This is a genomic window from Kitasatospora sp. NPDC059571, assembly GCF_042735675.1.
Lineage (GTDB): Bacteria > Actinomycetota > Actinomycetes > Streptomycetales > Streptomycetaceae > Kitasatospora.
The window spans coordinates 1-678 of sequence record NZ_JBHWBW010000810.1; the positions used below are offsets into that span (position 1 = coordinate 1).

The 678-nt window shown below is 76.5% G+C and carries 1 protein-coding gene and 1 pseudogene; both read right to left on the bottom strand.

The genetic code is table 11. From position 1 onward, the window contains the following. Nucleotides 1-398 (bottom strand): KR domain-containing protein (locus ACFV0G_RS39230; protein WP_380558669.1); only part of this gene is annotated, 398 nt, incomplete at its 3' end. Further along, nucleotides 387-635 (bottom strand): annotated as a pseudogene (locus ACFV0G_RS39235) (hypothetical protein); the annotation flags it as partial. The pseudogene ACFV0G_RS39235 and the gene ACFV0G_RS39230, both read right to left, overlap by 12 nt. Nucleotides 636-678: the final 43 nt, after the last annotated feature.

Consider the following 678-nt stretch of genomic DNA (forward strand, 5'->3'; position numbering starts at 1 on the left):
ACGATGCCGTCGTCCAGGACGCCGGCCGTGTGGACGACACCGGAGAGCTCGTGATCGGCGAGCAGCGCGGCCAGCGCGTCCCGATCCGCCACGTCGCACGCCGCGATGGCCACCGCGGCACCGGCCTCCGTCAGCTCGGCGACCAGCTCCGCCGCACCCGGCGCCTCAACACCACGGCGCGACACCAGCAGCAGGCTCCGCACCCCGTGCTCGGCCACCAGGTGACGGGCCACCAGCCCGCCCAGCAGACCCGACGCACCCGTCACCAGGACCGTGCCGGACGGACCGAACACCGGCGCGGCCTCCGGGGCCGCCACTGCTCGGACCAGGCGCGGCACACGGACCTCGCCCACCCGGATCGCCAACTCGGGTTCGCCGGCGGCGAGGGCGGCCGCCACCAGGCCGTCCGCGGCCCGGGGATCGTCCACGTCGAGGAGGACGAGGCGGCCCGGGTTCTCGGACTGGGCCGAGCGCACCAGGCCCCAGGCGGGGGCGTGCACCAGATCCTCAACCTCGGCGCCGACCGCCCCGCGGGTCACCAGGACCAGCCGCGCAGCCGCGAACCGCTCGTCCGCCAGCCACTCCTGCGCAGTCGCGAGCACCCCGTGCAGGGCCTCGCGCACGGCCGAGGCCGTCTCCTCGGCCGCATCGACCGGCTCCAGCGCCAGGAACACCGCC